This window comes from Saccharothrix sp. CCNWYY140 (genome assembly GCF_037401995.1).
Lineage (GTDB): Bacteria > Actinomycetota > Actinomycetes > Mycobacteriales > Pseudonocardiaceae > Actinosynnema.
This window is the reverse complement of record NZ_JBBEGC010000023.1, coordinates 1-26,656: the sequence shown is the minus strand read 5'-3', so window position 1 is coordinate 26,656 and position 26,656 is coordinate 1. Positions and strand designations below refer to the sequence as shown.

The 26,656-nt window shown below is 70.8% G+C and carries 20 protein-coding genes; 13 read left to right on the top strand and 7 right to left on the bottom strand.

All coding sequences use genetic code 11. From position 1 onward, the window contains the following. The first annotated feature begins 110 nt into the window (after nucleotides 1-110). Entirely contained in the window at nucleotides 111-1,082 is a 972-nt protein-coding gene (locus WBN91_RS13995) for a magnesium transporter CorA family protein (RefSeq protein WP_337725588.1), read from the top strand. Here WBN91_RS13995 and WBN91_RS13990 read toward each other — a convergent pair. Beyond that, nucleotides 1,060-1,440, bottom strand: coding sequence for a PGPGW domain-containing protein (locus WBN91_RS13990; RefSeq protein ID WP_337725608.1), 381 nt, complete (start codon nucleotides 1,438-1,440; stop codon nucleotides 1,060-1,062). The two genes, WBN91_RS13995 and WBN91_RS13990, sit on opposite strands and share 23 nt — an antisense overlap. 320 nt (nucleotides 1,441-1,760) lie before the next feature. Between WBN91_RS13990 and WBN91_RS13985 the strand changes: the two genes are divergently transcribed. The 4 genes from WBN91_RS13985 to WBN91_RS13970 are packed head-to-tail and all read left to right on the top strand — an operon-like array spanning nucleotide 1,761 to nucleotide 7,050. Beyond that, on the top strand, nucleotides 1,761-2,687 hold the full coding sequence (locus tag WBN91_RS13985) for an ABC transporter permease (protein WP_337725589.1): 927 nt from the start codon (nucleotides 1,761-1,763) through the stop codon (nucleotides 2,685-2,687). Beyond that, nucleotides 2,687-3,682, top strand: a complete 996-nt coding sequence (locus WBN91_RS13980) for an ABC transporter permease (RefSeq protein WP_337725590.1) — start codon at nucleotides 2,687-2,689, stop codon at nucleotides 3,680-3,682. The genes WBN91_RS13985 and WBN91_RS13980 overlap by 1 nt, the downstream gene beginning before the upstream one ends. A 27-nt stretch (nucleotides 3,683-3,709) precedes the next feature. Beyond that, the gene (locus tag WBN91_RS13975) at nucleotides 3,710-5,380 is read left to right on the top strand and encodes an ABC transporter substrate-binding protein (RefSeq protein WP_337725591.1); all 1,671 of its coding nucleotides are present in this window, start codon (nucleotides 3,710-3,712) and stop codon (nucleotides 5,378-5,380) included. Then, nucleotides 5,377-7,050 (top strand): ABC transporter ATP-binding protein, encoded by a 1,674-nt coding sequence (locus WBN91_RS13970; protein WP_337725592.1) that lies wholly within the window; start codon nucleotides 5,377-5,379, stop codon nucleotides 7,048-7,050. The genes WBN91_RS13975 and WBN91_RS13970 overlap by 4 nt, the downstream gene beginning before the upstream one ends. A 428-nt stretch (nucleotides 7,051-7,478) precedes the next feature. On the opposite strand, the gene WBN91_RS13965 is transcribed toward WBN91_RS13970, so the two are convergent. Next, nucleotides 7,479-7,676 (bottom strand): hypothetical protein, encoded by a 198-nt coding sequence (locus tag WBN91_RS13965; protein WP_337725593.1) that lies wholly within the window; start codon nucleotides 7,674-7,676, stop codon nucleotides 7,479-7,481. Nucleotides 7,677-8,361: 685 nt separating this feature from the next. On the opposite strand from WBN91_RS13965, the gene WBN91_RS13960 reads away from it, so the two are divergent. Continuing rightward, complete coding sequence (locus WBN91_RS13960) at nucleotides 8,362-8,808, top strand: DinB family protein (protein WP_337725594.1); 447 nt, start codon at nucleotides 8,362-8,364, stop codon at nucleotides 8,806-8,808. Nucleotides 8,809-8,821: 13 nt separating this feature from the next. Here the strand turns inward: WBN91_RS13960 and WBN91_RS13955 are convergent, their stop codons facing one another. Next, the gene (locus WBN91_RS13955) at nucleotides 8,822-10,366 is read right to left on the bottom strand and encodes a hypothetical protein (protein ID WP_337725595.1); all 1,545 of its coding nucleotides are present in this window, start codon (nucleotides 10,364-10,366) and stop codon (nucleotides 8,822-8,824) included. Between the two features lie 190 nt (nucleotides 10,367-10,556). Here WBN91_RS13955 and WBN91_RS13950 point away from each other — a divergent pair, with 190 nt between their 5' ends. Continuing rightward, nucleotides 10,557-11,867 (top strand): MFS transporter, encoded by a 1,311-nt coding sequence (locus WBN91_RS13950; RefSeq protein ID WP_337725596.1) that lies wholly within the window; start codon nucleotides 10,557-10,559, stop codon nucleotides 11,865-11,867. Here the strand turns inward: WBN91_RS13950 and WBN91_RS13945 are convergent. Continuing rightward, a complete protein-coding gene (locus WBN91_RS13945; RefSeq protein ID WP_337725597.1) occupies nucleotides 11,854-15,105 on the bottom strand; it encodes a DUF4082 domain-containing protein in 3,252 nt (1,083 codons plus the stop codon). The two genes, WBN91_RS13950 and WBN91_RS13945, sit on opposite strands and share 14 nt — an antisense overlap. Before the next feature lie 386 nt (nucleotides 15,106-15,491). Here WBN91_RS13945 and WBN91_RS13940 point away from each other — a divergent pair, with 386 nt between their 5' ends. Both WBN91_RS13940 and WBN91_RS13935 read left to right on the top strand, forming a co-directional pair. Beyond that, nucleotides 15,492-18,539 (top strand): discoidin domain-containing protein, encoded by a 3,048-nt coding sequence (locus WBN91_RS13940; RefSeq protein WP_337725598.1) that lies wholly within the window; start codon nucleotides 15,492-15,494, stop codon nucleotides 18,537-18,539. Between the two features lie 24 nt (nucleotides 18,540-18,563). After that, nucleotides 18,564-19,418 (top strand): class I SAM-dependent methyltransferase, encoded by an 855-nt coding sequence (locus WBN91_RS13935; RefSeq protein ID WP_337725600.1) that lies wholly within the window; start codon nucleotides 18,564-18,566, stop codon nucleotides 19,416-19,418. Here WBN91_RS13935 and WBN91_RS13930 read toward each other — a convergent pair. Both WBN91_RS13930 and WBN91_RS13925 read right to left on the bottom strand, forming a co-directional pair. Next, a complete protein-coding gene (locus tag WBN91_RS13930; protein WP_337725601.1) occupies nucleotides 19,364-19,861 on the bottom strand; it encodes a GNAT family N-acetyltransferase in 498 nt (165 codons plus the stop codon). The genes WBN91_RS13935 and WBN91_RS13930 overlap by 55 nt on opposite strands. A gap of 331 nt (nucleotides 19,862-20,192) precedes the next feature. Continuing rightward, a complete protein-coding gene (locus WBN91_RS13925; RefSeq protein ID WP_337725602.1) occupies nucleotides 20,193-20,609 on the bottom strand; it encodes a DUF3995 domain-containing protein in 417 nt (138 codons plus the stop codon). 119 nt (nucleotides 20,610-20,728) lie between these two features. Between WBN91_RS13925 and WBN91_RS13920 the strand changes: the two genes are divergently transcribed. Both WBN91_RS13920 and WBN91_RS13915 read left to right on the top strand, forming a co-directional pair. Beyond that, a complete protein-coding gene (locus WBN91_RS13920) occupies nucleotides 20,729-21,754 on the top strand; it encodes an LLM class flavin-dependent oxidoreductase (RefSeq protein ID WP_337725609.1) in 1,026 nt (341 codons plus the stop codon). An 88-nt stretch (nucleotides 21,755-21,842) separates the two neighbouring features. Then, on the top strand, nucleotides 21,843-24,221 hold the full coding sequence (locus WBN91_RS13915) for an excinuclease ABC subunit UvrA (RefSeq protein WP_337725603.1): 2,379 nt from the start codon (nucleotides 21,843-21,845) through the stop codon (nucleotides 24,219-24,221). An 18-nt stretch (nucleotides 24,222-24,239) separates the two neighbouring features. Here the strand turns inward: WBN91_RS13915 and WBN91_RS13910 are convergent, their stop codons facing one another. Continuing rightward, nucleotides 24,240-24,842 (bottom strand): TetR/AcrR family transcriptional regulator, encoded by a 603-nt coding sequence (locus WBN91_RS13910; RefSeq protein ID WP_443217720.1) that lies wholly within the window; start codon nucleotides 24,840-24,842, stop codon nucleotides 24,240-24,242. A gap of 78 nt (nucleotides 24,843-24,920) precedes the next feature. On the opposite strand from WBN91_RS13910, the gene WBN91_RS13905 reads away from it, so the two are divergent. Both WBN91_RS13905 and WBN91_RS13900 read left to right on the top strand, forming a co-directional pair. Then, a complete protein-coding gene (locus WBN91_RS13905; RefSeq protein WP_337725605.1) occupies nucleotides 24,921-25,433 on the top strand; it encodes a DoxX family protein in 513 nt (170 codons plus the stop codon). A gap of 86 nt (nucleotides 25,434-25,519) precedes the next feature. Continuing rightward, a complete protein-coding gene (locus WBN91_RS13900) occupies nucleotides 25,520-26,536 on the top strand; it encodes a medium chain dehydrogenase/reductase family protein (RefSeq protein WP_337725606.1) in 1,017 nt (338 codons plus the stop codon). Nucleotides 26,537-26,656: the final 120 nt, after the last annotated feature.

Here is a 26,656-nt window from a genome sequence, read left to right as displayed (position 1 = left end):
CCCTCCGAGTAGTTCGCAAACGGGCGAATCATCGGCTCGTGGACCTCGGGCTGTCCACCGCTTCCACATCATGAACGGCCTTGCGCGGTCGGGGCGGTTACGCTGCGATCATGGCCGGCAGCCGTCTCTACCGCCACGGGGTCCTGGAGGCCGAGGGCTTCCCGCTCCGCGACGCCGCCGGGTACCTGAAGGAGCCCGACGCGGTCGTGTGGCTGGACCTGTGCGGCCCCTCGCCGGAGGAGCTGGCCGCCCTCGCCGACGAGCTGGGCCTGCACGAACTGGCCGTCGAGGACGCCCTGCACCCCCACGAACGCCCCAAGCTGCACGAGTACGACACGCACTGCTTCCTGTCCGCCTACGCCGTGCGACTGGACCAGCGGACCGGGCGGCTGGCCACGACGGAGCTGGCCGCGTTCCTCACCGACCGCGCGCTGGTCACCGTGCGCCCCGACGACAGCTTCGACGTCGCCACCCTGACCCGCCGCTGGGACGGTTCGGCGCACCTGGCCAAGAGCGGGGTCGGGTTCCTCGCGCACGGGCTGCTGGACGCCGTGGTGGACAGCCACTTCGAGGCCGTGCAGGCGTTGGACGAGCAGATCGAGGCGTTGGAGGACGACGTGTTCGCCGACCACCCCGACCACCGGGCGGTGCAGCGGCGGGCGCTGGACCTGCGCAAGTCCCTGGTGACGCTGCGCCGGGTGGTGCTGCCGATGCGGGAGGTGGTCAACGCGTTGATGCGGCGGGACCGGTCCGTCGTGGACGAGACGATGTACCCCTACTACCAGGACGTCTACGACCACGTCATGCGCGCGACGGAGTGGACGGAGTCGCTGCGGGAGATGGTGGCGACCATCCGCGAGACGCAGCTGAACATCCAGGGCAACCGGCTGAACCTGATCATGAAGAAGGTGACCGGGTGGGCGGCGATCATCGCGGTGCCCACGGCCATCACCGGGTTCTACGGCCAGAACGTGCCCTACCCGGGGTCGGAGCAGCCGTGGGGGTTCTGGGTGTCGACAGCGGCCATCGTGGTGCTGTCCGGCGGGCTCTACGCGCTGTTCAAGCGTCGCGACTGGCTCTAGACCGCTTGACCCGCAGGTAGCTCCACACCACCAACCCCCAGATGATCACCCCGGACAGGATCAGGCTGGACCCGGTGCTCCACCCGCCCAGCGGCAGGTCCTCGTTGAGCCCCCAGAACACGCCGATCCCGACCAGCACCGCGCCGCCCAGCACCGTGGCCGCGATGCGCAGCGGCGAGGACACGCTCTCCTCGGCGGTCTTCATGGCCCGGTCGCGCACGGGGTCGACGTAACGCTCCAGCGCGGGGAACTCGGCGGCCAGGATCAGCAGACCCGCCAGCACCAGCAGCAGCCCGGGTCCGGGCAGGACGAGCAGCGCGATCCCGATCACCAGGACCACCGCGCCGACGACCGTCATCGTCACCCGCTTGACGGTGCCCACCCGACCACCTCCTCGTGGGGAGAATTGTCCTGTACCGGACGCCGGTCCGCGCGAGGAGCCGAAGCGACGGCCGGCCCACCGCGCCGCCCCGGCAGGTGCGGGACGGCGTAGTGGGCGGCCGGCGGAACCCGAGGTGGGCGGTCCGTGAGGTGTTCGGGGAACCGAGCACGCACTACGGAAAACCGGATCGAGCAAGACTGTGTTCGGTCACATTCCCACCGTTTGGGAGCGGGTCCGAGCCAATTCCCCACCTCCTAGGGTGATCGACGTTCCGCCCCTCCCGAGGTCAGGTGTTCGTGTCCGTTTCCTTCTCCCCCAACACATCGCGGTCGCTGTGGTCGACCATCCGGTCGGTGCTGCGGCACGACCGGTGGGCGCTCGCGGGCGCGGTGACGATCGGGCTGCTGGCGCTGCTGGCCGTCGGCGCCGACCTGTGGACCGCGATCGAGGGCCAGGACCCCTACACCTACCGCACCGAGGCCCTGGACAAGGACACCGGCGGGCCCGCGGGCGTGCTGGGCGGGGTGAGCGCGGACCACTGGTTCGGCGTCGAACCGCTCACCGGCCGCGACCTGTTCGCCATCGTCGCGCACGGTGCGCGCACGTCCTTCCTGATCGGACTGGCCGCGACGGCGGTGTCGGTGCTGGTCGGCGTGGTGCTGGGCGCGGCGGCCGGGTACCTCGGCGGCGTGCTGGACCGCGTGGTCACGTGGACCGCGGACGTGCTGCTCGGGTTCCCCTACCTGGTGTTCATGATCGCGCTGGCCGCCGTGGTGCCGCCCGGGGTGCCCAGGCCGCTGCTGCTGATCGCGGTGATCGGGTTCTTCGGCTGGCCGTCGATCGCGCGGATCGTCCGCTCGCAGACGTTGACGTTGCGCGCCAGGGGGTTCGTGTCCGCCGCCCGCTCGCTGGGCGCGGGACCGGTGCACGTGTTCCGCCACGAGCTGCTGCCCAACCTGTGGGGGCCGATCATCGTGGTGGCGACGCTGTCCGTCCCGGGCAAGATCGGGCTGGAGGCGGCGCTGTCGTTCCTGGGCCTGGGCATCCCGCCGCCCACGCCGAGCTGGGGCCGCACCATCAGCCTCGCCATCGACTGGGTGGGCTCGGACCCGATGTTCCTGGTCTTCCCCGGCGCCGCGCTGTTCCTGGCCACGTGGGCGTTCAACGTCCTGGGCGACGGGCTGCGCGACGCGCTCGACCCGCGGACGGCGGTGCGGTCCTGATGCGCACCGCGAAGTTCGTCGGCCTGCGCCTGGCCGGGGCCGTGGTCGTGCTGTTCCTGGTGGCGCTGAGCACCTACGCCGTGTTCTACCTGGTGCCCGCCGACCCCGCGCTCCAGGCGTGCGGCCGGCCGTGCACCGAGCAGAACCTGGCGCTGGCACGGGAGTTCATGGGCTTCGGCGACCCGTGGTACCGGCAGTTCCTCGACTTCGCCGGTGGCGTCGTCACCGGCCGCACGTTCGGCACTGGACCGACCGCGATCACCTGCGAAGCACCGTGCTTCGGCTACTCGTTCCAGCAGAACACCGACGTCATCACGCTCATCGGCGAACGACTGCCGGTGACGTTCTCCCTCGCGCTCGGCGCGGCCGTGCTGTGGCTGGTGACCGGGGTCGGCGCGGGCGTCCTGGCGGCGGTGCGGCGCGGCACGGGCTGGGACCGGGCGGCGCTGGCCGCGTCGGTTGCGGGGGTGTCCGCGCCGGTCTACCTGGTGGGACTGCTGGGCATCCTGCTGTTCGGCTTCACGCTGGACGTGGTGCCGGTCGGCGGGTACGTCGACTTCACCACCAGCCCGGTCGACTGGGCGTGGCGGCTGGTCCTGCCGTGGTCGGTGCTGGCGTTCTCGCACGCCGCCGTCTACACGCGCCTCACCCGCGCCCAGATGCTCGACACGTTGAACGAGGACTACATCCGCACCGCGCGGTCCAAGGGCCTGACCGAGCGCAAGGTCGTCGGGAAACACGCGCTGCGCAACGTGTTGCTGCCGGTCGTCACCGTCTTCGGCGTGGACCTGGGCAGCCTGCTGGGCGGCGCGGTGATCACCGAACGCGTGTTCGGCCTGCCCGGCCTGGGCGCGCTGCTGATCGACGCGGTCGGCCTGCGCGACCTGCCGCTGCTGCTGGGCTGCACGCTGTTCGCCGCCTTCCTCATCGTCACGGCCAACGTCGTGGTGGACCTCTGCTACGGCGTGCTCGACCCCCGAGCCCGCCTGTCCTGACGAAAAACCACTGGGAGAGAACCGACAATGACCAGACGCCGCTTGGCCGTCGCGGTACTGACCAGCGCGCTGGCCCTGTCCGCGTGCGGCGCCAACGACAAGCCGCAGACGAACGCCGACACCGCCGCCGCCCGCGGTGGCACGCTGCGCATCCTGTCCGACGGGCAGACGGTGAACTACGACCCGGCCAAGAGTTCGAGCCTGGCCATCACGTCGTTGGGCCTGGTGCACCGCAGGCTCACCGCGTGGCACAACAAGCCGGGCGAGCAGGCCAAGGTCGTGCCCGACCTGGCCGACACCGGCAAGACCACCGACGGCGGCAAGACGTGGACGTTCACCCTCCAGGAGGGCCTGAAGTTCAGCGACGGCACGCCGATCACGTCCGAGGACGTGAAGTGGGGCGTGCAGCGGTCGTTCGCGCCCGCGTTCTCCGGCGGTCTGGGCTACCACAAGCAGCTCATCGAGGGCGGCGACACCTACCGCGGCCCGTTCGAGGGCGCGGAGCTGAAGGGCATCGAGACCCCCGACCCGCGCACGATCAAGTTCACGCTGGTCCGCCCGTACGGCGACTGGCCGTGGGTGGTCAGCACGCCCGCGTTCGCGCCGGTGCCCAAGGGCAAGGGCGCCGAGGCCGACTACGCCGAGCACCCGGTGGCGTCCGGTCCCTACCAGCTGGCCGAGTACCAGAAGGGCGTCAAGGCCAGGCTGACCCGCAACCCGAACTGGGACCAGGCCAAGGACCAGGTGCGCGCGGCGCTGCCGGACGAGATCGTGTGGCAGCTCGGCCAGGACGCCTCGGTCATCTCCCAGCGCCTGGTCGCGGACGCCGGCGACGACAAGGCCGCGTTCGGCTCGTCGTTCGTGTCGGCGGCGCAGTTGGCGCAGCTGGCCAACAACACCTCCGCGAAGGAGCGGGTCGTCACGTCGAAGTCCGGTGCCCTGGCTTACCTGGCGCTGAACACCGAGAAGGCACCGCTGAACAACCCGAAGGTGCGCGAGGCGTTCCAGTACGCGGTGGACAAGGCGGCCTTCCAGATCGCCTCGGCGGGCACGCCCGCGCTCGCCGGTGACGTCGCCACGACGCTGATCACCGAGGGCATCGCCGGTCGCGAGAAGTTCGACCTGTACCCGGCACAGCCCTCCGGCGACCCGGAGAAGGCGAAGAAGCTGTTGGCGGAAGCCGGTTTCCCGACCGGACTGTCCGGTTTGGACTTCGTGGTGTCCAAGTCCAACAACGGCCCCGACAAGGCGCAGGCCATCCAGGCGGGCCTGGCGCGAGCCGGCATCCAGACCACGATCCGCACCCTCGACGGCGACGCCTACACCGAGGAGACCAGCGGTGCGGCGGCGGCGAAGTTCGACCTGACCCTGGCGTCCTGGCAGCCCGACTTCCCCAGCGCCAACGCCAACATCCAGCCGCTGTTCCAGTCCTCGGAGATCGGCGGCGGCGGGTACAACCTGTCCCGCTACCGCAACGCCGAGGTGGACGCGCTGATCGGCGAGGCGCAGGCCACCGTCGACCCGGCCGAGGCGGGGAAGAAGTGGGCGGCGCTGGACAAGAAGATCCTCCAGGACTCGCCCGTGGTGCCGTTGATCTACACGCGCAACTCGTTCCTGCGCGGGTCCAAGGTGGCCAACCTGTTCATCGCGGACTTCCCGGCCTACCCGAACTACCTCCAGGTCGGTCTGTCGAAGTGAGCGAACCCCTGCTGGCGCTGCACGACGTGACGGTCGAGTTCGCCGGCCGCCCGGTGGTCAGGGATGTCACACTGTCCCTGGCCGCCGGGGAGGTGCTGGCGGTCGTGGGCGAGTCCGGTTCGGGCAAGACCGTGACCGCGATGTCGTTGCTGCGGCTGCTGCCGGACAACGCGGTCATCTCCGGCAGCGCCGTGCTGGACGGCCAGGACCTGTACCGGATGAGTGCCGCCGAGCTGCGTGCCGTGCGGGGTGGCCGGGTGGGCGTGGTGTTCCAGGAGCCGATGAGCGCTCTGAACCCCGTGTTCACCATCGGCGACCAGTTGGTGGAGGCCATCCGCGCCCACCGTCCGTGGAGCCGTTCCCGGGCTCGGGCGCGTGCGGTGGAGTTGTTGGGTTTGGTGGGGTTGTCCGATCCTGAGCGGCGGCTGCGCTCTTATCCGCACGAGCTGTCCGGCGGGCAGTTGCAGCGCGTGGTGATCGCTATGGCCGTGGCGTGCGAGCCGGCGCTGCTGGTCGCCGACGAGCCGACTACGGCGTTGGACGTCACCGTGCAGGCCGAAATCATCGACTTGCTGCGCGACCTGCGGGACAGGTTGGACGTCGCCATCCTGCTCATCACGCACGACATGGGCGTGGTGGCTTCCCTGGCCGATCGGGTCGCGGTGATGAAGGACGGCGAGGTCGTCGAGCAGGGTCCCGTCGAGCCGCTCTTCGCGTCGCCGCAGCACCCTTACACCCGGGAGCTGCTGTCGGCCGTCGTTTCCCTCGATCCGACCCTGACCCCTGCCGTCCCGCGCACGTCGTCGGATGCGGCCTTGGTCTTGGACAACTTGACCGTCGTGTACGGGGGCCGTTTCGGGTTGCCCGGGGTGCGGGCGGTGGACGGCGTGAGCCTGCGCGTGGATTCGGGTGAGGTGCTGGGCTTGGTCGGCGAGTCCGGTTCGGGCAAGAGCACCATCGCATCGGTTATCACCGGCTTGCGGGCTCCGACCTCCGGCACCGTAACCGTGGCAGGCCAAGACCTGACCCGCCTGTCCCGCCGCGCGAGACGGGCCGCGCAGGGACGGGTAGGCGTCGTCTTCCAGGACCCGACATCGTCCCTCAACCCCCGGTCCACTGTGGGCCGCACCATCGCCGAGCCGTTCCTCTTGCACCCCCAGCAGGTCAACGTCCCCGCACGAGTCGCGGAACTGCTGGACTTGGTCCACCTGCCTGCTGCCACTCGCGACCGCTATCCGCACGAGCTGTCCGGCGGCCAGCGGCAACGCGTGGGGATTGCACGGGCTCTGGCCCTGAACCCGGCGCTGTTGATCGCCGACGAGCCGACCAGCGCCCTGGACGTGTCCGTACAGGCCCGGATCCTCGATTTGTTGCGCGCTTTGCAGGAGGAACTGCACTTCGCATGCTTGTTCATCAGCCACGACCTGGCCGTGGTCCAGCGCTTGGCAGACCGCGTGGCGGTCCTAAAGGACGGCCAGGTAGTAGAACAAGGCAACGCCCAAACAGTCCTCTCCCACCCCCACCACCCATACACCCAACGCCTACTGGCAGCAGCCCCCGTCGCCGACCCAGCCACCCAACGAGCCCGCCACGCAGCCTGGCAAGCCCTAACCCTCCAACCATCCACACCCACCCCAACCCCGCCCGCACCCCACAGCTCACCGTGGTAAATGTGTCGTCATGAAGAAACCCGCAGGTCACCCCACCTACAGCCGCCCCCCGTGAAGATCACCCGTTCGAGTGACGTCATTCCAAGCCCCTTTTCCCCAACTCGCGCGTCCCGGTAAATGAGGAAGGTGCGGCCGGCCGGCACCCCCCGCTCCACCCCCACCACCCCGCCCCTCCCAGCCCTCCACCCACCACTCCCCAACCACCCCACTCCGCCCCGCCCAACCACCGCCCGCACAAGAGGCCCCACCACCGCCCCCGCGCACCGAGCCCGCCGCCAGCCATCGTGTCGCCGATGCCGCCGGCTTGCTGGTACCCGCGTCGCCGGTGCCGCCGCCTGGCCGGTGCCTGCGCGCCCGGTGCCGCCGCATCGCCAATGCCGGCGCCCCCGGCCCCGCCGCATCGCCAGTGCCCGCGCGGTGCGGCTCTACTACGAGTTGACCGACGACGGGGTGCGGGCGTTGAGCGCGGAGGTGGCGCGGTTGTCGGCGAACGTGCGGGCGGCTTCGGCGGTGCTCCCGGTGCCGCCGCGCCACCGGCACCCGCGCACCCGGCCCCGCCGCCAATGCCCGCTCCATCGCCAATGCCCGCGCCCCCAGCCCCACCGCGCCGCCAATGCCCTCCGCATCGCCAGTGACCGCGTCCCCGGTGCCGCCGCGCCACCCGCACCCGCGCACCCGGCCTCCAACGCCCGCGCCGCCGACCTCAGCGCATCGCCAATGCCCGCGCGCCTGGTGCCGCCGCATCGCCAGAGCCGGTGCCCTCGGTCCCACCACGCCACCGGTGCCCGCGCCGCCGATCCCGCCGCGTCGCCAAGACCCGCGCCCCCGGCCCCGCCGCGCCGCCGGTGCCCGCGCTGCCGATCCCGCCGCATCGCCAAGACCCGCGCCCCCCGGTCCCACCGCGCCGCCAGTGCCCGCGCCGCCGATCCCGCCCCGTCGACAGTGCCCCCGGTGCTGCCGTGCTGCCGCGAGCCGTTGGCCGGTGGCGCGCGTCGATGTGAGTCGTTGCGCGTCGTGTGTGGTTGAGGAGGGGCGCTGGGGGGCGTTTGCGTGTGAGGGGCGTCAGCGCGGAGGGGGCGTTGCCGGGTGGGAGGAGGGGCGGTTGCGCGGAGGGGGTGTGGGGGCGGTTTGGTGGTTGGTGTGGGTTGGGTTGGTGGTGCGGGTGGTGGGGCGGGGTGGTGCGATTATCGGCTTATGAGTGGTGGGAGTGGGAGTTATGGGCGGCGGCGGGTGGAGATGTTTGTTGGGGTGGGGGGTGATGGGCGTGGGGGTGGGCCTACTGCTGGGGATGAGCGGGCGTTGCTTGTGGCGATGCTTGCTGATCAGCGGGCCACGTTGGTGCTGAAGTGCGGTGGGCTTGGGGAGGTGGAGTTGGCGTTGCGGGCCGTCGAGCCGTCGGGGTTGTCGTTGCTTGGGTTGGTTCGGCATCTGGCTGATGTGGAGCGGCGGTGGTTTCGGCGGGTGCTTGCGGGGTACGGGGTTGCTTTGCGGTTCAGCACTGCGGAGGAGCCTGATGGGGACTTCGACGGGGCTCGGCCTGGGGTGGTCGAGGAGGCTTGGGAGGCCTGGCGGGAGGAGGTTGCGTTTGCCGAGGAGTTTGTGAAGGGGGCGGCTGGGTTGGATGTTCTTGGGCACGACGACTGGCGGGGCACGGTGTCGTTGCGGTGGGTGTTGGTGCACATGATCGAGGAGTACGCGCGGCACAACGGGCATGCCGATCTGCTGCGTGAGCGGATCGACGGTGCGGTGGGGTTGTGAGGGAGCCGGTGGGTTAGTCGCGGACCAAACGTGGGGTTGGGCCGAAGGTCAGGGCCAGGTGCAGCGGGTGGACGCCCCAGTGGTCCATCGCGTACAGCGCCAGCAGGCCGCCGGCCTCGATCGTCTCCGGGGACGCGGGCGAGGTCATCGACGGGTTGCCCTGCCACACCGGCACCTCCGACCCCGGCACCGGGGCCGTCTGCACCACCGAGATCCGCTGACCCTCGAACTCCTGCACCACCATCAACACGTAAGGCTCGCTCAGTACATCCGTGTTCACCGCGCGCTCGACGGCCACGTACTCGCCGCGCTCCGCCGCCGCCGCGTTGACCCGCCCGACCCACCGGAACGCCTCGGTCAACGTCTCCGCCGTCAACGCCTCGTGCGCCTCCTGCCCACCCACGGGCTCCAGCTGCGCGATCTCCGCCGCGTCCCCGCCGTCGTCAGCGCGGAACCGGGAGAACAGCGTGAGCGTCCCGGACTCCCGGTCCAACCCCACCACATCACGGAACCGGTTGTCCGCCAACGGGGTCCGCGCGAGGACACCGTGCGCCAGTCGACCCAGCACCTCGCCCGGGTCGGTCATCCGCCAGAACGTGCACTCCCCGTCGATCCACAGCGGCAGGTAACCGGCCATCGGGATGCCGGGCACGACCGTCGTGATCGTCGCCCCGACCGCCGGGGTCGGCTTGGAGAACACCGTCGTCACGCCCTGGTCCGCGGTCGGCACGGGTGTCGCCGGGGGCGCGTCGGGGCCGGAAGGCGCGAAACCGGCCGGAGCGTCCTTGATGTGCACGGTCGGTGACTCGGCGGGGCGGCTGCTGATCACCCTGGTGGGGCCTTCGGAGGCGCGGGTCGTGGGGGCTTCGGACGCCGACATGAGCACGGTCGGCGACCCCGACCCGGGAGGTGTCGCAGGGGGAGCGGGAGGGGCGGGGGCGGCTGAGGGAGCGGGTGGAGTTGGGGGTGGGGTGGGTTGGAAAGGCGGGAGGGCGGCGAAGCGCGGGTCCAACTGGGCCGTGCGGATGATGTGGTGTGCCCATGCCCGGACCCGGGTCAGCGGGTGGTCGGGGAACTCCGGGTCCCACCTCGGGTCGTCGCCGGCGTGGAACGGCAGTCTGCCCTGCACCTGGGGGGCGTAGGGGTGTGGCTGGACCCAGCGGTCGAACCCGAGGCGGGCCATCAGCACCGCCTCGCGCGCGCCGGTCATGCCCCGCTCGGCCGCCTGCAACTTCAGCACCGCGCTGCACGTCGCCCGCGGCACGGTCAGCGACGCGATGAACGCCTGCCCGGTCGGCTGGTTCGGCAGCGGCACCTTCACTACCTGGAACACCGCGGGCACCCCGCCCAGCGGCACGACGTGCGCCTCGATCAGGCAGCCGACCTCGCCGGTGGTCACGGCCAGGTCGTGCCGTAGCTTCGCCACGTCCTCCAGCGGCGCGGGCAGGTCGGGCACCAGGTCGAAGTACGTCAGGCTCACCTGGTCACCGGTCGCCGGGTGGAACCAGGTGCTCGGGTCGTGCTGCCGGAAGCCTGTCGTGTCGAATGCGATGGGCACGCGCAAACCCTATTGGTCCGTCCCGCTCCAGGCGTGGATTCCCGGCCACGTCGTTGCGCGGATTCCGGGCCACGTCGTTGTGAGTGAATGCACGTCGAGACCTCCCCGGCCGGCCGTTAAGATAGTTTCATTAGCTAACCATTCGGTCGCGGTCAGCGTGGACGCGGACAGCTGACAGGAGCGCATCCGCATGACGGTCACGGCCACGCCGTCCACCCCCGCCCCGCCCAAGGGCGTCACCGCCGCGATGGGCGCTCTGGCGCTCGGCGGGTTCGGCATCGGCACCACCGAGTTCGCCACGATGGGCCTGCTGCCGCAGATGGCGCAGACCTTCGACATCTCCATCCCCACCGCGGGCCACGCCATCAGCCTGTACGCGCTCGGCGTGGTCGTCGGCGCACCGCTGATCGCCGGCCTGGCCGCACGCCTGCCGCGCAAGGGCCTGCTCATCGGACTCACCATCGCGCTGGCCGTGGGCAACGGCCTGTCGGCGGTCGCACCGTCGACCACGGCGCTCATGGCGGCCCGGTTCCTGGCCGGACTGCCGCACGGCGCCTACTTCGGAATCGCCGCCGTGGTGGCCGCCGCCCTCGTGCCGCCGGAGCGACGTGGCACCGCCGTCGCCCGAGTGATGGTCGGTCTGACCGTGGCGAACCTGGTCGGCGTCCCCCTGGCCACGGCCGCCGGCCAGCAGATCGGGTGGCGTGCCGCGTACGCGGCGGTGGCGGTGATCGCCGCCATCACTGCCGTGACTCTGATCATGTGGCTTCCGCACATGCCCAAGTCACATGATGCGACCATCCGAGCGGAACTTCGGGCGTTCCGCCGTCCTCAGGTGTGGTTTGCGCTGGTCACGGGCATGGTCGGGTTCGGCGGCATGTTCGCCGTCTACTCCTACATCTCCCCCGTCACCACGGAGGTCGCAGGCCTGCCCGAGGCGGCCGTGCCGTGGATGCTCGCCGCGTTCGGCCTGGGTATGACGCTGGGCGCGACGCTCGGTGGCCGTTTTGTGGACCGGTCGGTGACCGGTTCGGTGTTCGGCTCGCTGGTGGCGGTGACGGCGGTGCTCGCCCTGTTCGGTCTGACCGCGCACTGGCCGGTGGCGGCCTTCGGGACGGTGCTGCTCCTCGGCTTCGTGTCGCAGGTGCTGGCGTCGGCGTTGCAGGTGCGGTTGATGGACGCGTCGCCCGATGCGCCCTCGCTGGCGTCGTCGTCCAACCACTCGGCGTTGAACGTCGCCAACGGCGCGGGCGCGTGGCTGGGCGGCCTGGCGATCGCGTGGGGATGGGGCTACACGTCCACCGCTTGGGTCGGCGTGGTGTTGAGCTTGGCCGGACTGGCCGTGGCGGGAGCCTCCGTCCTGGTCGAACGCGGACGCCGGTCGGGCGGTCGCGGGTCAGAGGCCCGCGGGTCGGGCGAGCGCGGGTCGGGCGAGCGCGGGTCGGGCGAGCGCGGGTCGGGCGAGCGCGGGTCGGAGGGGCGTGCGGTCAGGGGGTCGTGAAGACGACGTCCACCCAGTAGTTCACGCCGGTCGTCGAGACCTGGGTCGGCATGTCCGACCCGCCGAGCAGGCCGTTGGACGTGCCGGCGGGAGTGGTCAACGGGGTCCTGGTCAACGGGTTGCCGGTGAAGTAGGACTCCGTGATCGGCGGATGGCCGCTGGGGACGGTTCGGCCGGCGACGTAGGTCGTCCCGGCCGTCACCGGCACGGGGGTCGCCAGGGTCACGGTCTGCCAGCCCGGCCCGGCGGTCGAATCGACGGTCTCCGCGGCCACCAACTCACCACCGGCCGTCCACAAGGAGGCCGTGTGAGGACCGTCGTCGATCGAGCCCTTGTAGAAGCGGATCGCGGTGATGGTGCCGTCGGTGGTCGGGGTGAACTGCACGCCCACGTTGTGGATCTGGGTGTAGGGGTTCCACAACTGCGCCGGCGTCGCCGCTGCGCTGAACAGCGTGCACGGGCACGTCTGCGTTGTGGTTGTGGAGAAGGCCCACGCCAACTCCGGCGCGGGGCTGCCGGTCTCGTCAGTCGCCCGGACGCGGACGGTGTGCCTGGTGTTGGGCGATAGCGGAGCGGCGGGAGTCCAGGTGGCGGTGTGGCCGTCCGGAGTGCGGGTCAGGGTGCCGGTGATGGGAGCGCCGCCGGAGTCCTGGACGACAAACGTCGTGGCGGTCAGGTCGATCGGCTCGTCGTAGGTCGCGGTCAGAGGGGTGTTCAGGTCCACTTCCTGGGCGTCCGGGAGCGGGGTGTGGCCCTGACCCACCGGCGGGATCTGGTCGCCGCTGAACGTGTAGGTCACGTCGACCCAGTAGTTGTTGCCCTGGTGGACCGTGGTGGGGAAGCCGCCGCCTGCCGCATACACGCCGTTCGGGGTGTCCCAAGCGTTCCGAGGTGCGGTAAGGGGCGGTGAAGTCACGTCCAGGGACTGGAAGTAGTTGTGGTTCACCGCGTAGTGGCCGTTGGGAGCGGTGTAAGAGGCCACGTAAGTGTTGCCGGCTCGGACTGGGACCGGGGTGTCGAAGAGCAACGTCTGCCAACCCGTGGCGGTCTCGTTGGTGAAGGTGCCGGTGGCGAGCGGGGCGCCGGTAGTGGTCCACAAGGTGCCCGTGTGCGTGCCGGTGTTACCCGCGCCCTTGTAGAAGCGCACACCGGTCACATGGCCGTTGTAGGCGACCTTGAAGCGCACGCCCAGCTCATAAGAACCGCTGTCCGCAGCCGAAGTCGTCGTCGGCACGGTGGCACCACTGAACAACGAACACGGGCACGCCGGAGTCTGGTCGGTAGTGAGCGGCCAGGTCGCAGGCGAGGACGCGTTGCCATTCAGGTCGGCGGCGATGGCGGTGACGGTGTAGCGGGTACCCGGAGCCAGAGGCGCAGTGGGTTGCCAGGTAACGGTTTTCTGGTCGTCGGACAAGCGGGTCGTGCCGTGGAGGGTCGCGCCCGCGGGATCGGTGAGCCACACCCGCGGTGACGCCGGGTCCATGAGTTCGGAGTAGGTCAGGGACACCGCCCCGGAGAGGGGAACAGCCTCGGCGACGGGCGTGCGGGACTCCAGGGTCGGCGCGGTGGTGTCACCGTTGAGACCGTTGCGGTAGATCACGTCCACCCAGTAGTTCGCACGGTTGTAGGTCTCGGCCGGGAAACCGCCGCCGTAGCGGTAGACGCCGTTGGGGCCATCGGTCCCGCTCGACAAAGCACGGACCGGGCCGTAGCCCGCCTCGGCGGCGAAGAAGTCCGGGCTGACCGAGTACCGGCCGCGCGGCGCGAAGTACGACACGACGTAGGTGGTGTTCGCCTGCACGCTCACCGGGTGCAGGAAAGTCAAGGTCTGCCAACCGGTTGTCGTCTCGTCCGTGAAGGTGCCAGACGCCAGCAGCAGGCCGTCCGACGACCACAGCGAGCCGGTGTGGGTACCGGTGTTCCCCGGCCCCTTGTAGAAGCGGACGCCCAGCACCTCGCCGCGACCGGCGAACCGGACCTTGGTGCCCAACTCCACCGGGGCGGTGTCCAAGGCCGCAGCTTCGGCGGGCCGGGCGAAGTCGTCCCAGACCGAGCAGGGGCAGGCACTCGCACGCGGCGAACCTGTCGTGAACACCCAGTTGTGCGGAGAGGACTGGTTGCCGGACGCGTCACGGGCACGCGCGGTGGCCGTGTAGGTGGTCGCAGGGCTCAAAGCGCTTGTCGGGGTGAAGCGCACGATCGTGCCGGTGACGGACGTGGTGCCGGGGACGTCGCCGTTCGGGCCGGTCACCGCCAGGGTCGCCGACGCCGGGTCGACCACCTCGTCGTAGGTCGCGGTGATCGCGCCGGTGAGCGGGACGCTGCCGGTGCCGGCGGACGGGTCGGTCGCCGCCGGCTCGGGCGCGCGGGTGTCGGCGCCGGGTTCGGGCGCCCACAGGACGTCCACCCAGTAGTTGGCGTTCTGCGAGCCCTGGCTGGGGAAACCCTTCCCGGACCGGAACACGCCGTTCACGCCCTCCACGCCGCTGCGCAGGCCGGTCAGCGGCTCCAGGTGGCGCGCGGAGTCGGTGAAGTAGCCGGTGTCGGCGGAGAAGTGGCCGGTGGGCGACAGGTAGGACACGACGTGGGTGGTGTTGCCCGCGACCGCGACCGGCTGCGCGAACAGCAGGGTCTGCCAGCCCGCCGCGGTCTCGTCGCGGAATGTGCCGGTCGCCAGCAGCTCACCGGACGCCGTCCACAAGCTGCCGGTGTGGGTGCCGGTGTTGCCCGGTCCCTTGTAGAAGCGCACGCCGCGCACGTAGCCATCGGACGCCGCGCGCCACCGCACCCCGAGCTCCAGGGCCGCGCCGTCGGACAGGTCCTCGACGCGGGGCCGGTCCTCGTCCGTCCACAGGCCGCACGGGCAGACCCGGGGTGCCACGTCGACGGTCGCCGAGGCCGTGGCGACGGCTCCGCCCTGGTCGTAGGCGCGGACGCGCAGCTCGGCCGGGCCGGACGCGGTCGGGGTGAACGCGTGCCGCCACGCGCCCGCCTCCAACGCCGCCGACAGCCAGCGCGCACCGCCGTCCGTGGAGACCTCGACGCTGACGGCGTCGGCGGCGGTCCCGCCGAAGGAGTACCGCGTCCCGACCACCGCGCCCGGGACATCGGTGAACTCGACCGAGAACGCGCCCGGCTGGGCGACAGCCGGCGGGCTCCACGGCGTGAGCAGGGCGGCGAGCACGAGCAGCACCGGCAGCCACGCGGTCCCGCGTCTGGCCGCACCGGACAACGCCATGATTCCCGCCTTCCACCGGGCCGGAGACTCCCCGGCACTCCACGCCGCCCATCGGCCCCCACCAAGGCACCGTTACCGGCCTACAACGCGAAACCCATTGCCGGACAAGGGGTTGCGCCATCCGCCCGCACCCACACGCCCCAACGCACCCTCACCCGTCCGGCCCCTCGCGACGCCGTGCGGGTGAGGTGCGGCCGGGATCCGCGCTGGTCGCCGCGGAACGCCGCAGAACGCGGAAAACTCCGAAATTGCGGTATCCGGGCACCTGGTCCGGAACAGTGCGACGGACGCTCGGAAACCGGTTCCCCACGACCTTGACGGTGGCCGGCGGGCGGCGGTTCGCTGGGTGAGAGAGCGCTCTCCCACCCTGCCACCCTGGAGTCGCCATGCCGGCCGCGCGCCCGAGAACACTCCTGACCGCCCTCCTCGCCGCCCTGCTGCTCTCCACCCTGCTCACCGCCACGGGCGCGCAAGGTCAGGCGGAAGCACTGCTGTCCCAAGGAAAACCCACCTCCGCGTCCTCCGTGGAGAACGCCGGCACCCCCGCCTCGGCCGCCACGGACGGCGACCCGGGCACGCGGTGGTCCAGCGCGTTCAGCGACCCGCAGTGGCTCCAGGTCGACCTCGGCACGCCCGCCGTGCTCAGCCGCGTCACCCTCCAGTGGGAGAACGCCTACGCCAGTGCGTTCCGTATCGAGACCTCGCCCGACGCCACCACGTGGACGACCGTGCACACCACCACCAACGGCACAGGCGGCACACAAGACCTGGCCGTCTCAGGCACCGGCCGGTACGTGCGCCTGGTAGGCACCACCCGCGCCACCGGCTGGGGCTACTCGCTGTGGGAGTTCCGCGTCTACGGCACCTCCGCCCCGGCCACCGGCACCCCGATCTCGCAGTACCAGCAGGTCACGGCCTCGTCGTGGGAGGGCGGCAACGCCCCCGCCGCCGCGCTGGACGGCCGCACCACCACCCGCTGGTCCAGCCAGTTCGCCGACAACCAGTGGCTGCGCGTCGACTTCGGCGGTGTGGCGACGGTCCGCGAGGTGCTGCTGGTCTGGGAAGGCGCCTACGCGTCGGCGTACCGGATCGAGCTGTCCACCGACGGCACCACCTGGTCCACCGCCTACAGCACCACCACGGCCAAGGGCGGCACCGAACGCCTGACCGTCCAGGGCACCGGCCGCTACCTGCGCCTGTTCGCCGTCACGCGGGCCACCGGTTACGGGGTCTCGTTGTGGGAACTGCAAGTCTTCGGCACGGTCGACACGTCGGCCACCACTCCCCCGCTGCTGTCCCCGCCGACGAAGGCCCCGGCGAACACCGGCCGGTTCGCGCTCAACGCCCCCGCCGACAACGCGATGGTCACCTCCAGCCGACGCCCGGCGTTCTCGTGGGCGGCGGTGCCCGGCGCGACCAGGTACCAGCTGTGGCTCAACCTCAGCCGCACCGACTACGACTTCACGGCGTCCGGCAACCTGCTCGACCTCTACACCAAGGTCGCCGAACCCACGGGCACCACTTACACACCCACATGGGACATAGCCGACCGGTGGACCTACAAGTGGTTCGTGGTCGCCGTGGACGCATCAGGCGCCACGCAAGCCTCCACGATCCGCACGTTCAGCCTCTACCTGCCGACCCTGTCGACGGTCAACGACGGCACCAGGATCGTCAACGGCAGCCGTGACCTGAACAAGAACGGCACCATCGAGCCGTACGAGGACTGGCGACGGCCGGTCGAGGCACGGGTGGAAGACCTCCTCGGGCGCATGACGGCCGAAGAGAAGGCCTTCCAGATGTTCTACAACGCGCAGGCGTTCGCCAGGGCGGGCTGGCACTTCGGCCCCGCCGAGGCGCAGGACCTGCACGCCGCGCTGCTGGCGTCGTCCGGGACCCGGCTGGGCATCCCGTTCGTGTCCGCCGGCGACACGATCGCGGGCTACAAGACCACCTACCCGTTGCAGAGCGCGTTGGCGGCGGCCAAGAACTACCCGCTGGACTACCGGCTGGGCGACATGCAGCGCCGCGAACAGCTGGAGGTCGGGACGCGCGGGGTGCTCGGGCCGTTGGCCGAGGTCGGCACGAAGGTGATCTACCCGCGCATCCAGGAGGGCAACGGCGAGAACGCCGACGTGGCCGCCGCCCAGGTGCGGGCGCTGGTGGCCGGGTTGCAGGGCGGGCCGGAGCTGAACCCGGCGTCCGTGCTGGCCACGGTGAAGCACTGGCCGGGCGAGGGCGCGGGCGGTGAGGCGCTGATCGTGTTCGACGAGGTGACGATCAAGTACCACCTGCTGCCGTTCCGGGCGGCGATGGAGGCCGGCGCGGTCAACATCATGCCGGGCTACGCGGGCAGTTCGCTGCTGGACCCGGGCGGTCCGGGCGCCGGCGACAGCGCGAAGATCCTGGCCTACCTGCGGCAGAACCTCGGCTACACCGGGCTGATCACCACCGACTGGCTGCCGTCGGGGTCGTGGATCGGAGCGGCCAACGCCGGGTCGGACGTGATGGGCGGCGCGGACCCGGGCGCGACCGGGTTCTCGTTGGCGCAGTTCACCGCCGCCGTGCCGGCCGCGCGGATCGACGACGCGGTGCGGCGGGTGCTGCGGCTGAAGTTCAAGCTCGGGATCTTCGAGAACCCCTACGGGGACCCGGTGAACGGGCCGTACCGGTTCCACAAGCCGGAGTACGCGGCGTTGGCGAACCAGGCGTCACGCGAGTCGTTGACGGTGCTGAAGAACAACGGCGTGCTGCCGGTGCGGCTCAACGCCGGGGACAACATCGTGGTCGCCGGGCCGCGCGCCGCCGACACGGCCGCTTGCTGCATCTGGACCAGCTACTTCCACCAGGAGTACGGGTCGCTGACCGTGTTGGACGCGATCCGGGCGCGGGCGGCGCGGGCCGGGGTGAACGTGTACCAGGACTCCGGGCCGTCGCCGAAGCTCGCGGTGGTGGCGGTCGGCGAGGCGTCCTACACGCACGCGACGAACTGGCCGAAGGAACAGCCCTACCTGCCGGCCGACCAGGTGGCGTTGATCCGGGGGTTCCAGCAGCAGGGGATCCCGGTGGTCGTCGTGCTCGTGATGCCACGGCCGTACGTGATCACGGAGTGGCAGGACCTGGCCAGTGCCGTGGTCGTGACCTACCGGGGTGGCGAGGAGATGGGGCCGGCGACCGCCGGGTTGCTGTTCGGTGACTATGCACCGCGCGGGAAGCTGCCGTGGCAGTTGCCGCGGGCGGTGTCCGACGTGCTGCGGCCCGGTGGGACGGACGTGCCGGCGGACACGGTCGAGCACTGGGACCTGCCGTACGACCTGGGCGCCACGGCGGCGCAGCGGGCGGAGATCCGCGCCCACATCGACGCGGGGCGGCCGGTCCCGACCACGTACGGCAACCCCCTCTACCCGTATGGGGCCGGGCTGACCGGCTGGTGACAAGGGCGTGTCAAGCTGGGTCCTGTGACGATCATCGATGCGTTGCGGGCGTTGACCGAAGGTGAGCGTGAGCGGGCGGCCGAGGCCGCTGCCGCGAGTGACGGGGAAGTGGGCCGCGCGTTGGCGGCCTACCTCGCCAGTGACGCCGACGGCAGCGTCTACGACCAGCCCGCCGCGTTCACCGCCTTCATCGACGGCGGCGGGAACGTGGGGCTCTACCGAGCGGTCGCACGAGCGTTGGCGGGCCTGTACGACGCCGACAAGCCCCGCTGGGTGGTGGACATCGGGTGCGGGGACGGGCGGGCCTTGGTGCCGTCGCTGGAGAAGGCTCGGCACCGGCCCCGGAAGGTGACGTTGGTGGAGCCCTCGGCCGCGTTGTTGGCGGGGGCGGTGGAGCGGCTTCGGGGCGTCGAAGAGCTGGTGGTGGACGCCCGGAACGTCCGGGTGGAGGAGTTCCTCGCCGACACCGGGGAGGTGGACCTGGTCCAGTCGACCTTCGCGCTGCACGCGCTGCCGCACGAGGAGCGGGACGTGGTGCTGGCCGCGTTGGCGTCCCGGGTCGGGAAGCTGGCGCTGGTGGAGTTCGACGTGCCCGACCTGGACGGCGAAGAGCGGCTGAAGTTCCTGGCGGAGACGTACGAGCGCGGGTTGGCCGAGTACGGCGAGGACCGGGACCTGGTGGCGCAGGGGTTCCTGATGCCGGTGTTGACCGGGCAGTTGCTGCCGGGCGCGAAGCGGTCGACCTGGGAGCAACCGGCCACGTCGTGGGCGGCGCAGCTGGGACGGGCCGGGTTCACCGACGTCCGGCTGGAGCCGCTGTTCGACTACTGGTCGTCGCCTGCGTTCCTGCTGACCGCCTCGGGCAGCCGCTTGACGTAGCGGTGGGCGGGCACGGGGATGCCGCCCGGTGCCTGGTGGACGAACGGACCCCCGTCGGTCCAGCCGTGCCGCTCGTAGAACCGGCGGGCGCGGGTGTTGCCGGCGACCACGGCCAGCCACGCGGTGTCGTGGTCGGCGGCGACCCTGCGCTCCGCCTCGGCCAGCAGCACGCCGGCCACGCCGCCGCCCCGGTGGTCGGCGGACACGTAGACCTGCTCGACCTCGTCCCCCTCGACCATCACGAACCCGGCCACCCGCCCGCCCACGACCGCCACGGCGGTGCGGTCGACCAGGTCCGCGGCGCGCTCGGCGAACGACTCCGGCGTGCGCGCGCGGACCAGCTCCTCCGGCACGTGACCGAGGTGCCCGTCCGCCCACCCGGAGTGCCAGATGCGGGCCACCTCGGGCACGTCGGCGGCCGTCGCGGGCCTGATCTCCACCACGGGCCGACCTTAACCGCACGAGCCCAAGACGCACCTCGGTCCCGACCAGACGAAGCTGCCCAGACGAAGCAGGCCCTTGACCTGCCGTGCCGAGTGGGCAGTCCGCCGGGGGGCTCTTTTCAAGCTCTTCTAGATCTTTAAACGCGACGCTTCGCTCTCAAGCCGAACGCGCTGGCGCGCTCTCAAGATCAAAAGCTAGCAGGGAGACCACCGATGGGGGGTGAAGGGCGTCGGTTCCCCCACCGTATGGCCCTCCACTTGTAGGTGACACCTACCGCGCGCTCCGCGCGCGAAGGACGCGCTGCGCATTCGCTATGAGTGCGAAGATTCCCTAACCGCCGAACGCGACCAGCGCGGTGGCCGCGGCCAAGGCCAGGCACAGCGGCGAGTACACCCGAACGTCGAGCCGGGCGAACTCGGTGTCCTTGCGCGTCGACACGGCCAGCCCGCCCGCGCCGCGCAGCAGCATCACCGCCGCGACACCGGCCGACCCGACGACCGGCACCCACTCCGGACCCGGCACCCCCACCACCCCGGCCCGACCCACCACGAGGTACGCGGCCAGGCCGAGCGCGACCGCCACGGCGGCGGTCAGCGGCGGGGACGGCAGCCGCTCCACCGGCACGTCCACCACCCGCCGGGCGAACTCCTCGCGGGTCCGCAGCGGCCACGGCGAGAACATCCACACCACGTGCAGCACCCCGACCGCACCCAGCACCACCGCTGTGACCAGCGCCAATACCGTCATCAGACACCTCCATACGCCACCGTACGGCGGCCGGTCCATACGCTAGCGTACGGTTTCTGAGAACCGTCTTAGCTGAACTCTCAACTATCCGGTGATAGAGTGATCCCGTGTCAAACAGCATGCAGCTCGGGGTCTACAGCTTCGCCGACCGCCACCCGGACCCGACCACCGGCGAGCAGGTGTCCGTCGCCGACGCCCTGGCTCAGCAGCTGGAGCGGATCAAGCTCGCCGACGAGCTGGGACTGGGCTTCTACGGCCTGGGCGAGCACCACCTGGAGCAGTACGCGATCTCCAACCCCGGCACGGTCCTCGCCGCCGCCGCGAGCGTGACCACGAACATCACGCTCAGCAGCGCCGTCACCGTGCTGAGCACCGAGGACCCGGTGCGGGTCTACCAGCAGTTCACCACCCTGGACCAGCTCAGCCGGGGCCGCGCCGAGCTGCTCGCCGGGCGCGGGTCGTTCACCGAGTCCTTCCCGCTGTTCGGCGCCAGCCTGGAGGACTACGACGAGCTGTACGAGGAGAAGCTGGCCCTGCTGCTGCACCTGGACCGGGAGAACCCGATCACCTGGTCCGGCCGCTTCCGCGCGCCGCTGAACAACGCCCACGTCTTCCCCCGCCCCTACGGCGACAAGCTCCGCATCTCGGTCGGCACCGGCGGCAACCCCGAGTCGTCGATCCGCGCGGGCCTGCTCGGTCTGCCCGTGGTCTACGCGATCATCGGCGGCGAGCCGGAGCGGTTCGCGCCGCTGGTGGACCTGTACCGGCGCGCGGGCGACGCCGGCGGGCACACCGAGCTGGAAGTGACCATGAGCGCGATCGGGTTGATCTCGCGCCGCTCCCAGGACGCCAAGGACTCCTTCTACCCGTACTGGCTGGAGACCATGAAGTACGGCGCCCGCGCCCGCGGCTGGACCATCCCGTCCCGCGCCGAGTACGACGCCTGGACCGCCGGCGCCCAGTCCATCTTCGCGGGCAGCCCGCAGGAGATCGCCGAGCGGATGATCTCCGTCGGCCGGCTGGTCGGCGCGGACCGGTACGCGATGCAGATGGACTGGTCGGGCGTGCCGCACAAGCTGGTCATGGAGTCCATCGAGCTGCTGGGCACCGAGGTGCTGCCGCTGGTGCGGGCGGAGCTGGGCTGACCGGTCAGGATTCGAGAAGCGTCGCCATCTGCGCATATATAGCCTTGCGTCCGCGAGCTCGACGCGCGCACGAGCAGATGGGGAGACCATGAGCAAGTCCAAGACGCCGGTGACACCGCACCCGGCCGACACCCACGAGATGATCCGCGTGCACGGAGCACGCGTGAACAACCTCAAGGACGTCAGCCTGGAGATCCCCAAACGGCGGCTGACCGTGTTCACCGGCGTGTCCGGCTCGGGCAAGTCCTCCCTGGTGTTCGACACGATCGCGGCCGAGTCGCAGCGGCTGATCAACGAGACCTACAGCACGTTCGTGCAGGGCTTCATGCCGACGCTGGCTCGGCCCGACGTGGACGTGCTCGACGGCCTGACCACCGCGATCATCGTCGACCAGCAGCGGCTCGGCGCGGACCCGCGGTCCACCGTGGGCACCGCCACCGACGCCAACGCGATGCTGCGCATCCTGTTCAGCCGCCTGGGCAAGCCGCACATCGGTGGGCCGGGCGCGTTCTCGTTCAACGTCCCCTCGGTGAGGGCCAGCGGCGCCATCACCGTCGAGCGCGGCGGCAAGACCAAGGCGGAGAAGGCGACGTTCGAGCGGCTGGGCGGCATGTGCCCGCGCTGCGAAGGCGTCGGCTCGGTCACCGACTTCGACCTCACCGCCCTCTACGACGACGCCAAGTCGCTCAACGACGGCGCGCTGACCATCCCCGGCTACAGCATGGACGGCTGGTTCGGCCGGATCTTCCGCGGGTGCGGCTTCTTCGACCCGGACAAGCCGATCCGCAAGTACAACAAGCGCGAACTGCACGACCTGCTGTACAAGGAGCCCACGAAGATCAAGGTCGACGGGATCAACCTGACCTACGAGGGCCTGATCCCCAAGATCCAGAAGTCCATGCTGTCCAAGGACAAGGAGGCGATGCAGCCGCACATCCGCGCGTTCGTGGACCGGGCGATCACCTTCGCCACCTGTCCCGACTGCGAGGGCACGCGGCTGAGCGCCGAGGCGCGCAAGTCCAAGGTCAAGGGCATCAACATCGCGCAGGCGTGCGCCATGCAGATCACCGACCTCGCCGAGTGGGTCAGCGGGCTGAAGGAGCCTTCGGTCGCGCCGCTGCTGACCGCGTTGCGGCACACGCTGGACTCGTTCGTCGAGATCGGACTGGGGTACCTGTCGCTGGACCGTCCGTCCGGCACGCTGTCGGGCGGCGAGGCGCAGCGCGTGAAGATGATCCGGCACCTCGGGTCGTCGCTGACCGACGTCACCTACGTGTTCGACGAGCCCACCATCGGCCTGCACCCGCACGACATCAAGCGCATGAACGACCTGCTGCTGCGGTTGCGGGACAAGGGCAACACCGTGCTGGTCGTGGAGCACAAGCCGGACGCCATCGCGATCGCCGACCACGTCGTCGACCTCGGGCCGGGCGCGGGCACGGGCGGCGGCACGGTGTGCTTCGAGGGCACGGTTCAGGGCCTGCGGTCCAGCGGCACCGTCACCGGCCGCCACCTGGACGACCGGGCGAAGCTCAAGGCGGAGGTGCGCGAGCCCAGCGGCGTGCTGGAGATCCGCGGCGCCACGCGGCACAACCTCCAGGACGTCGACGTGGACATCCCGCTCGGCGTGCTGGTCGTGGTGACCGGCGTGGCGGGGTCGGGCAAGAGCTCGCTGGTGCACGGGTCCATGCCGGCCGAGGGTGTGGTGTCGGTGGACCAGACCGCGATCCGCGGCTCACGGCGCAGCAACCCCGCCACCTACACCGGTCTGCTGGAGCCGATCCGCAAGGCCTTCGCCAAGGCCAACGGCGTGAAGCCGGCCCTGTTCAGCGCCAACTCCGAGGGCGCGTGCCCGACCTGCAACGGCGCGGGCGTGACCTACACCGACCTGGGGATCATGGCCGGGGTGGCGGTGACGTGCGAGGAGTGCGAGGGCAAGCGGTTCCAGGCGTCGGTGCTGAAGTACCACCTCGGCGGGCGCGACATCAGCGAGGTGCTGGCGATGTCGGTGACCGAGGCGGACGAGTTCTTCGGTCCCGGTTCCGACGCGCACACCCCCGCCGCGCACGCGGTCCTGCGGCGGCTGGCGGACGTCGGCCTCGGGTACCTGTCCCTGGGCCAGCCGCTGACCACGCTGTCCGGCGGTGAGCGGCAACGGCTCAAGCTGGCCACGCACATGGCCGACAAGGGCGGGGTCTACGTGCTGGACGAGCCGACCACCGGCTTGCACCTGGCGGACGTCGAGCAGTTGCTGGCGCTGGTGGACCGGCTGGTGGACGCGGGCAAGTCGGTCATCGTCATCGAGCACCACCAGGCGGTCATGGCGCACGCGGACTGGATCATCGACCTCGGGCCGGGCGCGGGCCACGACGGCGGCAAGGTCGTCTTCGAGGGCACTCCCGCCGACCTGGTCGCCGCCCGTTCGACGCTGACCGGTCGGCACCTGGCGGATTACGTGGGGGCCTGACCGTCCGGCCTTCGCCGGCTAGGCGGGGGTCTGACCCGTCCCCTGGTCCCTGAACAGGAACCCGGCCACGGCCCGAGCCAGCTCGATCGGGTCGTGGCCGGGGCGTTCCAGCACCCCGGTGTTCCACAGGGTCGCGAAGCCGTGCGTGATCGACCAGGCCGCAGCCGAGGCCAACTCCGGGTCCGGCTGGTCAGCGACCCCGTCGGCCAGCACGGCCCCCGCCCGCGTACGCGCAGCCTCCACCGCTGGGTCGTGGGCGTGGTAGAGGTCGGGCCGGAACATCACCTCGAAGTGCGCCCGGTGCTCGACCGCGAACCGCACGTAGGCCGTGCCGACCTCGACGAAGTCCCCGCCGGCGGCCTTGGTCTCCTCCAGCCGGTCGGCCAGCATCTCGAAGCCCTCGGCCGCCAGCGCCGTCAACAGGCCCGCTTTGTCCTTGAAGTGGTGCACCGGGCCTGCGTGCGACACCCCCACCCGCCGCGCGAGGTCGCGCAGACCGACGCCGCCGGGTCCGTGCTCGGTGATCACGTCGACGGCGGCGTCGAGGACGGCTCGGCGCAGGTCGCCGTGGTGGTACGGGCGGGCGCTGGTCACGTCGGGCAGCCTAGCGGATCTAGACATTGACAAGATTGCGTAACCTCAGGCATCTTGTCAGTGTCAAGTTCGTGATGCCGAAGTGCTGCCCGAAGGAGTTCCGTCATGGCCCCGCTCGTGATCCTCGTCCTCGTCACCCTCGTCCTGGCCGGTCTGCGGGCGATGGGAGTCGGCCGCGTGCCCGCCTGGCCGTTCGCCGTGCAGGGCGGTGTCGCGGCGATGTTCACCGCGACCGGGATGGCGCACTTCATCGGGATGAGGGAGGAGTTGATCGCGATGGTGCCGCCGGTCGTTCCCGCTCCCGAGTTGGTGATCACCGTGACGGGGTTGCTGGAGCTCGCGGGGGCGGCGGGGGTGCTGTGGCACCGGACCGCGCCGTGGGCGGCGGCGGGGTTGACGGCGATGCTGGTCGGGATGTTCCCGGCGAATGTCTATGCCGCCATCAAGGGCATCTCCCCCGCTTTCGGTGACGCACTGGTGCCGCGAACCCTCATGCAGCTGGTCTTCCTCGCGGCCACGGTGACCGTGCTGGTGCACCACCTCCGCACCCGGCGTGCCCCGGCAAACCAGCAGGTGGCGGCCGGCTCCCTTGACCCGGCGCAAAGTATGAGTGTTTAATCAGTCATAGATCCCGGCGCTGCTTGGTTTCCCTGGAGCCACAGCGCCAAGGAGAGTGACTGACCGACCACACACTAGGAGACCCGATGCGTGCATTCGAAGTCGTCCTGCCCGGCACCGTCGACCCGGACGGACTCGAACTGCGCCACCGCGACCTGCCCTCCCCCGCCGCCGGGCAGGTCGTGGTCCGGGTCGAGGCGAGCGGTGTGTCGTTCGCCGAACAGCAGATGCGCCGGGGGAAGTACTACGACCAGCCCCCGTTCCCCTTCGTGCCCGGCTACGACCTGGTCGGCACCGTCGTCGCGACCGGCCCGGGTGCGGAGGCCCTGGCCGGAGGACGGTTCGCCGCACTGACCAAGACCGGCGGCTGGGCGGACCACGTGCTGCTCGACGCGGCCGACCTGGTTCCTGTTCCTGATGGGGTCGATCCGGCGGAGGCTGAGGCGTTCGTGGTCAACGGGATCACGGCTTGGCGGATGCTGCACACCATCGCCCGAGTCCGAAAGGGACAGACGGTCCTGGTGCACGGAGCCAACGGCGGCGTCGGCTCGACCCTCGTCCAGCTCGCACGTTTGGCCGGGGCGGAGGTGATCGGCACCGCTTCACCCCGCCACCACGACACCGTTCGAGCCTTGGGGGCGATTCCGATCGACTACCGGGACACCGACCTTGCCGGCCGCGTCCGGGAGCTGGCACCGGGCGGTGTGGACGCTGTGTTCGACCATGTCGGTGGTCCGGGCATCGTCGACTCTTACCGGCTGCTGGCCCCGCGCGGCACGCTCGTGGCTTATGGCACGGCGTCGACGCGGGACGAACCCGGCTCGTCGCGGCTGCCGGTGCTCAAGCTGTTCGCTCGTTTGATGCTGTGGAACGCCCTACCCAACGGCCACCGGGCCACGTTCTTCAACATCTGGGCGGGTAAGCGCCGGCCGGCGGCATTCCGCGCTGCCCTGCGCCGCGACCTTGGCCAGGTGTTCGACCTGCTGGCGAAGGGGAAGCTCAGGGCACAGGTCGCAGCACGTGTCCCGCTGGTGGAGGTCGCCCGTGCGGTCACACTCGCCGAGTCGGGCACGGTCACCGGCAAGGTTGTGCTGGTCCCTTAACGGCGCGCGAAGCGCGCCCTTCGCGCGCGCAGCGCGATTCTTTGCGCGCGGAGCGCGCGGTAGGTGTCACCTACAAGTGGAGGGCCTCGGTTCCCCCACCGTATGGCCTGCCCGAAGGGC

Coding starts and splice junctions, on each gene's coding strand:
- WBN91_RS13995 (WP_337725588.1), top strand. CDS start 111: ATGGCCGGCAGCCGTCTCTACCGCCACGGGGTCCTGGAGGCCGAGGGC.
- WBN91_RS13990 (WP_337725608.1), bottom strand. CDS start 1,440: ATGACGGTCGTCGGCGCGGTGGTCCTGGTGATCGGGATCGCGCTGCTC.
- WBN91_RS13980 (WP_337725590.1), top strand. CDS start 2,687: ATGCGCACCGCGAAGTTCGTCGGCCTGCGCCTGGCCGGGGCCGTGGTC.
- WBN91_RS13975 (WP_337725591.1), top strand. CDS start 3,710: ATGACCAGACGCCGCTTGGCCGTCGCGGTACTGACCAGCGCGCTGGCC.
- WBN91_RS13965 (WP_337725593.1), bottom strand. CDS start 7,676: ATGCGGAGGGCATTGGCGGCGCGGTGGGGCTGGGGGCGCGGGCATTGG.
- WBN91_RS13960 (WP_337725594.1), top strand. CDS start 8,362: ATGCTTGCTGATCAGCGGGCCACGTTGGTGCTGAAGTGCGGTGGGCTT.
- WBN91_RS13950 (WP_337725596.1), top strand. CDS start 10,557: ATGACGGTCACGGCCACGCCGTCCACCCCCGCCCCGCCCAAGGGCGTC.
- WBN91_RS13945 (WP_337725597.1), bottom strand. CDS start 15,105: ATGGCGTTGTCCGGTGCGGCCAGACGCGGGACCGCGTGGCTGCCGGTG.
- WBN91_RS13940 (WP_337725598.1), top strand. CDS start 15,492: ATGCCGGCCGCGCGCCCGAGAACACTCCTGACCGCCCTCCTCGCCGCC.
- WBN91_RS13925 (WP_337725602.1), bottom strand. CDS start 20,609: ATGACGGTATTGGCGCTGGTCACAGCGGTGGTGCTGGGTGCGGTCGGG.
- WBN91_RS13920 (WP_337725609.1), top strand. CDS start 20,729: ATGCAGCTCGGGGTCTACAGCTTCGCCGACCGCCACCCGGACCCGACC.
- WBN91_RS13915 (WP_337725603.1), top strand. CDS start 21,843: ATGAGCAAGTCCAAGACGCCGGTGACACCGCACCCGGCCGACACCCAC.
- WBN91_RS13910 (WP_443217720.1), bottom strand. CDS start 24,842: ATGTCTAGATCCGCTAGGCTGCCCGACGTGACCAGCGCCCGCCCGTAC.
- WBN91_RS13905 (WP_337725605.1), top strand. CDS start 24,921: ATGGCCCCGCTCGTGATCCTCGTCCTCGTCACCCTCGTCCTGGCCGGT.
- WBN91_RS13900 (WP_337725606.1), top strand. CDS start 25,520: ATGCGTGCATTCGAAGTCGTCCTGCCCGGCACCGTCGACCCGGACGGA.